Annotated in this window: 12 protein-coding genes and 1 pseudogene; 8 read left to right on the top strand and 5 right to left on the bottom strand. The window is 57.4% G+C overall.

What is annotated here, in order from left to right:
* Positions 1-382 (top strand): hypothetical protein (locus tag AC0QTX_RS26760; RefSeq protein WP_474606833.1); only part of this gene is annotated, 382 nt, incomplete at its 5' end.
* Between the two features lie 203 nt (positions 383-585).
* Complete coding sequence (locus tag AC0QTX_RS26755) at positions 586-1089, top strand: Ros/MucR family transcriptional regulator (protein WP_474606832.1); 504 nt, start codon at positions 586-588, stop codon at positions 1087-1089.
* A gap of 63 nt (positions 1090-1152) precedes the next feature.
* Here AC0QTX_RS26755 and AC0QTX_RS26750 read toward each other — a convergent pair whose 3' ends face one another.
* From AC0QTX_RS26750 to AC0QTX_RS26740, 3 genes are all read right to left on the bottom strand, one after another.
* Entirely contained in the window at positions 1153-1341 is a 189-nt protein-coding gene (locus tag AC0QTX_RS26750; protein ID WP_474606831.1) for a YodC family protein, read from the bottom strand.
* 107 nt (positions 1342-1448) lie between these two features.
* Positions 1449-1829 carry a hypothetical protein gene (locus AC0QTX_RS26745; RefSeq protein WP_474606830.1) on the bottom strand — a complete coding sequence of 127 codons (381 nt, stop codon included), beginning with the start codon at positions 1827-1829 and terminating at the stop codon, positions 1449-1451.
* 318 nt (positions 1830-2147) lie between these two features.
* Positions 2148-2318, bottom strand: a complete 171-nt coding sequence (locus AC0QTX_RS26740) for a hypothetical protein (RefSeq protein ID WP_474606829.1) — start codon at positions 2316-2318, stop codon at positions 2148-2150.
* An 11-nt stretch (positions 2319-2329) separates the two neighbouring features.
* Between AC0QTX_RS26740 and AC0QTX_RS26735 the strand changes: the two genes are divergently transcribed.
* From AC0QTX_RS26735 to AC0QTX_RS26720, 4 genes are all read left to right on the top strand, one after another.
* Entirely contained in the window at positions 2330-2560 is a 231-nt protein-coding gene (locus AC0QTX_RS26735) for a hypothetical protein (RefSeq protein ID WP_474606828.1), read from the top strand.
* Between the two features lie 518 nt (positions 2561-3078).
* A complete protein-coding gene (locus AC0QTX_RS26730) occupies positions 3079-3492 on the top strand; it encodes an MbcA/ParS/Xre antitoxin family protein (RefSeq protein WP_474606827.1) in 414 nt (137 codons plus the stop codon).
* Positions 3493-3650: 158 nt separating this feature from the next.
* Complete coding sequence (locus AC0QTX_RS26725) at positions 3651-4202, top strand: RES family NAD+ phosphorylase (protein WP_474606826.1); 552 nt, start codon at positions 3651-3653, stop codon at positions 4200-4202.
* A gap of 243 nt (positions 4203-4445) precedes the next feature.
* A complete protein-coding gene (locus tag AC0QTX_RS26720) occupies positions 4446-4679 on the top strand; it encodes a hypothetical protein (protein ID WP_474606825.1) in 234 nt (77 codons plus the stop codon).
* Positions 4680-4743: 64 nt separating this feature from the next.
* On the opposite strand, the gene AC0QTX_RS26715 is transcribed toward AC0QTX_RS26720, so the two are convergent.
* Positions 4744-5106, bottom strand: coding sequence for a hypothetical protein (locus AC0QTX_RS26715; protein WP_474606824.1), 363 nt, complete (start codon positions 5104-5106; stop codon positions 4744-4746).
* A 326-nt stretch (positions 5107-5432) separates the two neighbouring features.
* On the opposite strand from AC0QTX_RS26715, the gene AC0QTX_RS26710 reads away from it, so the two are divergent.
* Together AC0QTX_RS26710 and AC0QTX_RS26705 are read left to right on the top strand one after the other, a co-directional pair.
* Entirely contained in the window at positions 5433-6617 is a 1185-nt protein-coding gene (locus AC0QTX_RS26710; RefSeq protein ID WP_474606823.1) for a hypothetical protein, read from the top strand.
* A 1313-nt stretch (positions 6618-7930) separates the two neighbouring features.
* A complete protein-coding gene (locus tag AC0QTX_RS26705) occupies positions 7931-8791 on the top strand; it encodes a hypothetical protein (protein ID WP_474606822.1) in 861 nt (286 codons plus the stop codon).
* A gap of 176 nt (positions 8792-8967) precedes the next feature.
* Here the strand turns inward: AC0QTX_RS26705 and AC0QTX_RS26700 are convergent.
* Positions 8968-9207, bottom strand: a pseudogene (locus tag AC0QTX_RS26700) (MucR family transcriptional regulator); the annotation flags it as partial.
* Positions 9208-9411: the final 204 nt, after the last annotated feature.

Here is a 9411-nt window from a genome sequence, read left to right as displayed (position 1 = left end):
CGTCATTCGGGATCCTCAAGGCGAGCCCCGGATCATCTTTGGCGAAGACGATGGCACGAGGATCAACGATCGTCTGGCGAAGTATCTTGTCGAGAGCCTGAATGCGGGTCTCAATCCAGAAGACCCGAATCCAGACGAGGGCTGGTTCCTGAATAGCCTGGGAGACGGTGACGAGCAGGATTCGGCCATTCCCATTTGTGACCCTGATTTCGAGATCCGGCTCGAGATCCTCGACACGGGTAACATTGAAGAGGATCAGGCGCTGGGCCGGAAGGTTGTCGCTCTGATCAATACCGACTTCATCCAGACCGAAGCTTCACATCCAAGCGCTTCCTCTGCCGGTTTCCCAACAGCAAGGCAGCAGCCCAGATCCAAACGTTGAACAGTGGAGAAGATGGACCACTGCGCCAAGCAATCATAGTGTCAATGCCGGTTGAATCGTCCTCAGAAGCGCCGAAGTTAAATTCCCCACTTGTGCCGGTTACGTCCCCAGGGGCATCGGGCCATTTTTCGGAGGCCGGCCTCGACGCCGCAATGTAATCGGCTAACTGATCGCGCATTACCTCCCCTAGTATTGGATGAGTTATGGATCAGCCTGACCAGCAGCTAGATTTCGCCAGCATCACCGCCGACATCGTTTCGTCTTACGTTGCGAACAACTCGGTTCATCGGGGCGATTTGCCTAACGTGATTGCATCCGTGCACGCTGCACTGCAAGGTCTCGCTGCTCCGAAGCAGGCAGAGCCTGAGAAGCCAGAGCCACGTATTTCGATCAGGAGGTCCATCACGCCCAACTTTCTGATCAGCCTTGAAGACGGCAAGCAGTACAAGACGCTCAAGCGCCACCTCGGCAAGCTCGGACTGACGGCCGGGGAGTACCGTGCAAAGTGGGGTCTCCCGACCGATTACCCGTTGTTTGCACCCAGCTATGCTGCCAAGCGCTCTGAACTCGCCAGGAGCAGCGGCCTCGGCCAGATGCGGAGGAAGAATGCCGCAAAAGCAGCTTCCTCGGACGAGAAAGTCGCGGCACCTATGGAGGCCGTAAAGCCGAAGCGCCGTACACCTTCGAAGAAAGCGGCTGGCAAGTAAGCACGCTCCTCTTCAGGCTCGGGCACTCCTGGCGCTACCTGAGGTAAGGGTTGTGAGCTGCCCTTAGGCAGGAACGGTAGGCGTATGAGGATGAAACTCCTTCGCGATGATGTGCAACGGAAATATGCCTTCTTTGACTGCAGCTCCTTCGAACCATCTGCAGGTGATCTCGCAGCCATCGACCTCGACAACGGTCATCCGATGAGAGGGATAAGCAATCAGATGTACGACATCGCCAACGCTGAACTGCATGGTTCGCTCCTGCTCCACATCACGAGAGTGTAGCCAGCCGATCGGCGATTGGTAAGGCTACGAGGCTCACTCCCCAATCTCGCCTGAGGCAAATCAGGCTGGGTCTCCTATTCGACAGCAATCGCCTTGAGGGCGCGCCTGACAGCAACGCGAGCCGCCTCAACGTGCCCTCCGGCCAGGAGTTCGTCGACAATCCTCAGTGCCATCACCGCATCGGCCCGCTGTACAGTGTCTGAAGCTGACACCATGGTACCGCGAGCAGTTGATACTCCAGCAAGGTCATCGCTTTGGCCCGCAAGATAGGCCGGGCTGCACTTGAGCACGGAAGCAAGGCTCGCTAAAGCATCCTCTCCTGGATGCTGCGAACGACCCGTGATGATGTCCTGGATGAACCCCGCCTCGAAGCCTGCTTCCAGGGGGGCCCTGCGCCACGAGATCTTGAGAGCGCTTACCCGTTCTCCGATGCGCTCTTTCAGGATCGCGTTCACGCTTGGCTCCTTGAGGTGACGACGCTGCCGAGAGCCAAAAGGCGAGGAGGCGGTACATCCGCGCACTCCCCGCCTGCCTTGCAGCTCCGGCCATCTTCCGCCCAGGATGGTTAATAAGAATATAACGAACGTTGCTGACCACGCCGATCAAATCGGACGATTCTGCTGTCTAGCTGACGGACAGAGGCACGCGCTTCATGACGCAGATAAATGACGATGGAGCACAAGCATTCACGCCCTATACGGCGGCGAAGTTCGACCCTATGGTCGACCAGGCGATCGCCCATCTCGAAGAAAAGAATCAGCAACTCATGTCACTCAAAGGAGCCGGAGATCGCTACCGTCGTTGGGAGGACACACGAGGTCTTCGGTGATCTGGGCGTGCTGTGGCTGGTCAGGCATAATCACGTGCTGCAGGCTACTCCTTTGGACCTGATCTTCCAAGGCAAGATCGATCCAGTCCTCCGGCTCCTTATCCAGATCGAACATGGAGTATACCCGTGAGGGCAGAGAAAAAGCTGGTTCAGAAAGTTGTGGTCGGTAGCCCTGAGTGGACTGCCGAGTTCATGGACGCCGCCAAGCAAGCCACCTCAGACGCAGTCGAGGCGCACCTCAGCGCAGGAAAACCTGTGTACTTCACGGACGACGACGGGAACATCTGTGAGTTCACGCCCGATCGAAGGGTGCGCAAGCTCACCCAGACGGAGTTGGATCAACTCCTCGGTGAATAAGGCACCAAGCCGGCTCACATCGGGATTTCGACTACCTTTACGTCAACCCGCCATCGGACCTGGGTCATTGATGGCCTAAGAGAGCGACGTCAGATTAGGGTTTATCCTAGGCTGATGCCGTGTTCCTACTTCATGAGGGACAGTTCTGTGCAGTCATCCTTAGTACCGACAGCCCGTCTCCTGGCAATACAGGAGCAATTGAAACTTCATGACGTAGCACAACACGCGATGCTCAACGGCAATCTTTATTGCAGTCAGTCGACTTGCACCGAAGGCTGAATGAACTCCGCCCTACATCCTCTTGAGCCTAGCTAACGAGCGCGGTGAGATAGCCTACAGCTACGACCCGACCATCATGCGCTCGATTATTACTGATGGCGCTTACAGCAAGGTTAATTGACTCTCAGCGTTGCAATCCTAGGAGGACACTCCCGTTTCACATCCGGGCAGGCACGAGGAACAGTATGTTGCCATATGGCATTAACCTCAGTATGTAATGCCATATAGGAGATACTGCCATGGCTACCTTGTTGCCTATTGACACCGTACCTAAGGACTTCCGGCCCTCACCGATCACCGATGAAGAGGCCGCCGCGATGTTTCGCGCAACACTCAACCTGTTCCGCCTGTGGGACATCACAGACGAAGAGGCGGCAACCCTGCTCGACCTGCCGGTGCGTACGTACCGGCGCTGGAAGGCTGGCGAGATCGGCCGCATTGATCGCGACGGTAAGGCCCGGCTTTCAAATCTCATGGGCATCCATAAAGCCTTGCGAATTATCTTCCGCGAACCGCAGCGTGGCTATACCTGGATCAGGAAGCCTAACTCTGCATTCACACAAAGATCTGCCCTTGAGGTGATGCTCGGTGGTGAACTCACCGACCTGATGCGCGTACGCCGCTACCTGGACGCGGAGCGGGGCACCTGGTGATCGACATAAGTTCGATTCCCGTCTCTGAAGTCAGGTGGTGTGGCTCAGTTCGGATCATCCGAAGCATCTTTCCACCGATCGACCTTTTCGAGGACATTGCAGACCCAGCCGATTGGCCCCTCATTATATCGGCGGAGCAGAAGACCAATCCGCGCCTGATGGAGACCATCGGCAATCTCGACCTTGTCCCCGAGAAACACCGCGTCGCCGGCCTTGGCGCGAGTTATCTCATGGCGCCTTTTACCCATGTGAGCACCGATCGACCCAGCCGCTTCAGCGATGGGACATTTGGAGTGCTTTACGCGGGTAACACCTTTGAAGTCGCCCTGTTCGAGACGATTCATCACCACGGACAGTTCATGGCCCGGACGAACGAACCCGCTGGATGGACCTCTCAATTTCGGGAAATCGTACTCGAGATCAATGCACACCTTCATGATCTGAGGAGCAACGAGGTCGCCCAATCGGGATTGCTCCTGCCCGGCGATTACAAGCCGAGCCAAGCATTAGGCTTTCAGCTCCGTGCTTCAGACTCGGATGGAATAGTCTACCCAAGCGTTCGTTATTCAGGTGGTGAGTGTGTCGGGCTGTTCCATCCGGACTGTGTCGCAAATCCCATCCAAGGTCGGCATCTCGACTATCACTGGAACGGCACGAAGGTTGATCTCTACCGTGATGCGACCACTGGCCAGGTCTTTCGGATCGTGTAGTCACCTAGAGTATAGATTGCTGCTCAACACACTCACTCGCACCTGAATCCCAGTGTCACAGGACAGCTGACACACCTGGAAACGAGATCTTTACCCGGTAAGTACTAGAGTGGTTGCGTGGTGTTGCAACCGGCACCGCACACGCCTCGGCTGAGAACCCCGCCCGGTTCATTCAGCCGAGGCGCTCTTTGATTTGCCGTGGTGGCGATAGCGTCGAGGCCGCACATACGAGCGAGGGCACCCATGCCTGACCACAAGATGCTCTCCGGTGAATTGGGCCTGTGGTCAGCGGTGTTACTGGGCCAGGGTGAGAAGGATTGGGCTGAACTGCTGGACCGAGCGGCCGCCAAGCTCGCCCAGGGTGAGAAGGATGAAGCAACAGCTTCCAGTCTCCGACTTTACGCTTTTGTGGTCGGGCAGAAGAACCAGCCTTCGTTTCAGGCTCTGCTCGAAAAAGCTGCTGATTCCCTGGCTTGATCTTACGTCCCCTGCACACGAGATGAGCTTAGAAAAACAACCTCAAGCGGCAGAGCCTGTCTCGTCAGGCCGCTTGGCGAACTGAGAAATCCGGGACAACCAGATACTCATAAGGTTTAAGACGATCCGCGGCCGCTTCGAGCCGGCTGCAAAAGCGCAGATGAGCATCGTTGAGAAGGCGCCGCCCTCTTGCGCTGGGCTGCGAGAGCTTCATGTTCTCTCCAACCAGCGCCGCCGCTGCCGCATACAGATCATCGGCAGCAGCCTCAATGCCGGGGTTGCGCTCAAACAGGCGTAGGGCACGAATGAGATGAGAACCGAGATCGCGCAGATCAGCACTGTGACCATCCTGCTCAATCTTTCGTAAGACGGGTGCAATCAACGCGAGCTTCTCATCGACTGCATCGGTGAGGATCTTGAACATCATCTGCTTGCCTTGTGGGAAACAGCTCTGTGACCGCCTCAGAGCACGAGAGAAGAATGGGCAAGTATGGTTAATGAGCTGTTACCCGATCGAACCGTCGGGCAACCTCACCCCACCCGGAGAGATGGCGCCACCCTTCGAGCGGAAGGGTCCAGAATGGCCTCCCTTGGACGTCGGTGGTTGCTCTATCGTGAGAGGTCTTGGAAAACCTCCAGTAAGGTCTTATTTGCTCCCGCATACCTCCAGCTGCTTTCCTGTCGAAATAGCACTCGGCCACGAGACTCGTTCTCAGTCAGAAAGCCCCTCTCGATTATTATAGGACACGCCAGATGCCTGGCATCGCACGTCAGTTTGAGCCGCAGATCACCCGTACCGGTGGCGCCCCGTCCAAGTACCGGTTCACCGCCCGATGCTCCGGGTGCCCCAAGACAGACACCTACGAGGCCGGCAGGCCTGCCGGTGACGACCTCATCAAAGGCTACTTCAAAGAGCGCGGCTGGCTTCTCGGCCGCGAGCGGGCCTATGATCTGTGTCCAGCTTGCCTGACAAAACCCCGAGAGGTTCAGCAGCCCCGCCCGTCTAACGGCGCAGGTCCCCAGAAGTCGCCAGATACTGCCACCCCTCCAAATGGCGTGAGCGCCCCAGCGGACAAGCGGTCCCGGGACACCGCTGATATCCTGGCCCGCCACCTGGGCAAGTCCGAAGCCCTCGCCGCGGAGGTCTTCCGCCCCAAGCCCGTGCAGCCCCCTCGCCCCTCCGCTCCGGAGGCACTTCCGCAGACCGGATCAGCCCCCGCCCTGTCACGCGCGGTGGAACAGGCCCTGACGGGAATGGCCGAAGAACTGAAGGACCTCCGCTCGACCATGGAGCTCATGGCGGAGCAGATTGGCAAGCTGGTGGCTCTCGGAGGTCAGCAGATGGAGGCCATCGCGCGGCTCGCACCCCTGATGGTTCAATCGGCTGACGGGATTGCCGGCGGCCTGCGGGAGGTGGTCAGCGCGATCCAGTCCCTTCCAAGCGCCTCCCCTCCTGAGCCAGAGCCTTCGAAGGCAGAAGAGCCGCTCACGCGCGAGGCTGAACCTGTTGAACCGCAGGATCCTGAACTCGGCTCAGATCCAGAACCGCGGAAGGCGTCCAGTGCGAAAGAGCGCCTGAGGGCGAGCCCACGTTCGACAGAGACCGAGGCTCAAATCCGTCAAACTGGCTCCGCGCCCATTGTGGTGAAGTCGATTCCAGACGCTAAGCGTTCGGACCGGTTCTACACGTCCATCCGCCTGCCGCGGGATCTGTGGGACCAGGCCGGATTCGGCCCGGACGACCGTCTCCTGCTGGACTGGAGCGGGAAGACGCTGACCATTGAGCGTGTGGCTGAGGGCGGCGTGAAGCCCAAGGCGGTCGGGAGCACCTCTGTGGTCCTTCAGTCCTGGAAGCTCGGGAACCTCAACCTTGACCAGCCGAAGGTCACCAGCGCTGACGGATCGCTGCGCCTGACGGGAGGGCGTAGGCCGACGTGAGACTACAGTATTGAGCCTCGGCCTCACAGGTCGTTACTAACGAAGATCAGGCGCGAGGCTTGGGCGGACGTAGGAGCTCCTAGGATGCCATGCATACAGTTTGCGGTATTGAGCCTCAAACCTATCGATCGTTAGTAACGCATAAAAACTACAGTATTGAGCTTTCGTCGAAACCCAGCGCTAACAATGCGCTGGCCAACAAATCACAAGGCTGTGTCGATCTGTTAGCACATCGGAAGGATTGCGCTCTTGGCCAATCCCGTTAGTAACGGAATGTCTGCCTGGAAACAGGGCCTCAGATCTATGAGTGCACCCAGCGCCGGATCATGCCGAAGCTGCACCACTGGCTATCACCGCCTTTTAGAACTCGATTGTGAGTAACAACGGACAGCGAGCGTGCGTTACTAACGACAATCGATTTGCACGCTCTGCGTCAAAACTACAGTATTGAGCCCGGATCGGCTCGTGCCTAGGCACGAGCCGAAAGGATCTGCACTGACGCAGCCGAGGATCCAAGATCAGTGAAAAGATCGATGCACAATATTTGAGGAATTGAGCCCGGGAGTTCACTGTCGTTAGCAACCCACACAAACTACAGTATTGAGCCTTGGCGGCAGCCGTTACTAACGGCCACAGTATGGCGGGCAAGGTGTGTGGCAGGCACAAGCCAAAGGAAGCATGCGGAGAGTCTGAGGTATTGAGCCTCGACCATGCCGTCCGCGAGCAACCCACACAATTTACGGTATTGAGCCTTACCCCCCAACCCCGCGCTAGCAGCGCCTCGCTATAACGGGAAGATGACCTCCCTCGCCTATCCGTTAGTAACAACAATCTCTGTACTCGGGGCTGAGTGATAGTTGTATGAGCCCGCTTGGTGTTGGATGATGCCGAAGCCGCCAAGCACGACCAACGGAACGAACAGCCGAGAACCGCGACCATTGGCGAGCTGGCTTTTCAGCAGCATCGCACACTGAGCAGGCGTTACTAACATCGGAAGAGCCACACCCACTGCGTCGAAACTGAGGTATTGAGCCTGCACCGAGTTCCGTCAGTCACGATCCTGGTGGACCCGCATCAAAGAGCAGCGAAATGCTGGACCCACAACATTTGAGGAATTGAGCCCAGTAAGTTGCAGAAGGAGCCTGCATACAAACGGTGGAGTTGAGCCTCGTCCGGACTCCACGCGAGTTGCACCCGACCACCGCAACGGCCAAAGGCTTTGCTTTGCCTCGACTCGGTGCTGTTAGCTTTTTCTTAAACCGTTGTTAGTAACGCAGTCTTTTCCGTAGCCCGTGAGTAACAGGGAGAGACTCGTGGCTTTGTCCAATGCCGAGCGGCAGCGAAACCACAAGGAACGGCTCAAGCAGAAAGCCGCCGAGGGCGTAGCTCTCGCGGAACTGATGTTGGAAAACCAGCGTGCCTCTGAGGAGCTCATGAACCGGTTTGAGCGGGCCGTGCTCCAGATCGAACGCAACGCGACGGAGCACACCCGTCCCGCTGGTATGCTGAGCCTGCCGTCAGCAGAAGTCGAGCGCCTCGCCAGTTTGAAAGAAATTTGGTTCGTCGGCGAGGAAGGTAGCACCAAGCCCGAGCCCGTTTTTCTCGGCATGTCAGCGCAACAATGGACCACGATGCCTCGTGAGTTGCTGGAGGTTTTCGGCCTGGCCGGTATCGTTGCCGAATGGAACCGACAAGCTGATGAGAGCATCACAGATGACAATGAGCGGCAGCCTGAGAATGTAGATATTGAGGAGCATCCTGCCCAGACCTCAAGCCCTGAGAGCGATGAAGACTTTCCTTTCGCAGAGATCACGGAAGGCACATGGATGCCCCCGATCGAGATCGCCTCTCCAAAGGCTCCAGTTCCCCTAGACTTCCAATCACTCGATAAGGCTTATCGACAATGGCTGGACGATTGCTGTCTGCATCCGGCGCGCACAGTGGAACGCTGGGCGTGGGCGAAAGAGAACCCCTTTCCATATGATGGAACCCTCTGGAGATACATCAGTCGACCCAAGGACATCCCTGCCTCAAGTTGGCCGTTACGTTATCAAAGCGAGGACGGGCGGACGCTCATCCAGCCCGTTCAACCGCAGGACAGCAACTCCGACCCAACACAGATCATAATGGCGAAGCGCAGCGACCAATCACGACTGTTGGGACTGATACCTTAGGCGCACCATACGCGCACGGGAGCAGGACAGGCGAAAGATTGCATCTCCTGATCGGTATGTAGCCCGAGGGATTTCCAAAAAGGCTGCTCCCCAGAGTTGAACCCTGGGGACGGTTTCGTCTCCTCTGCCTGAATCTGGCCTCAGACAGGACGAACTGATATCACCGGCGGGATTGATCACCCGTCTCGATGGCAGCTTCTCTGCCTTCCTCTTCTGCGGCAGGGCAAATGTCCGCAGCATTCGCGTACGGCCACAAACGCTCTCTCGGCGGGTGCAGCCATCGGATAGTCCCCGGGGAGACCCCACTTTCTTCGGTACGCCTTGGAAGTGAGCCCGAGCTTGCTCAAATGCGAGTAAAGCATCTGACACGACTGGCCACTCTCGAACAACAAGATTACATGACGAACGATTGGTCGTTCGTGTGTTGCCTTAGCAAGTGCCTTAACTGAGCCAAATGGACTAGCTCTAGCGCGAGCTCAAGCGGCTGATTGCAGCCAACCGGAAGGCTGTGTCCATTGACACTACCGAGCGCGTCGCAAGGCTGCTAGTGGTTTCCGCCTGACAGAAGAGTCCGATTGAGGATTCCCTTTGAGCCGTGTACATGCAAGGCTGGGGCATGC

It is taken from the genome of Microvirga sp. jy35 (assembly GCF_056148915.1).
The sequence above is the reverse complement of the archived record's forward strand: the minus strand, read 5'-3'. Positions and strand labels throughout refer to the sequence as shown.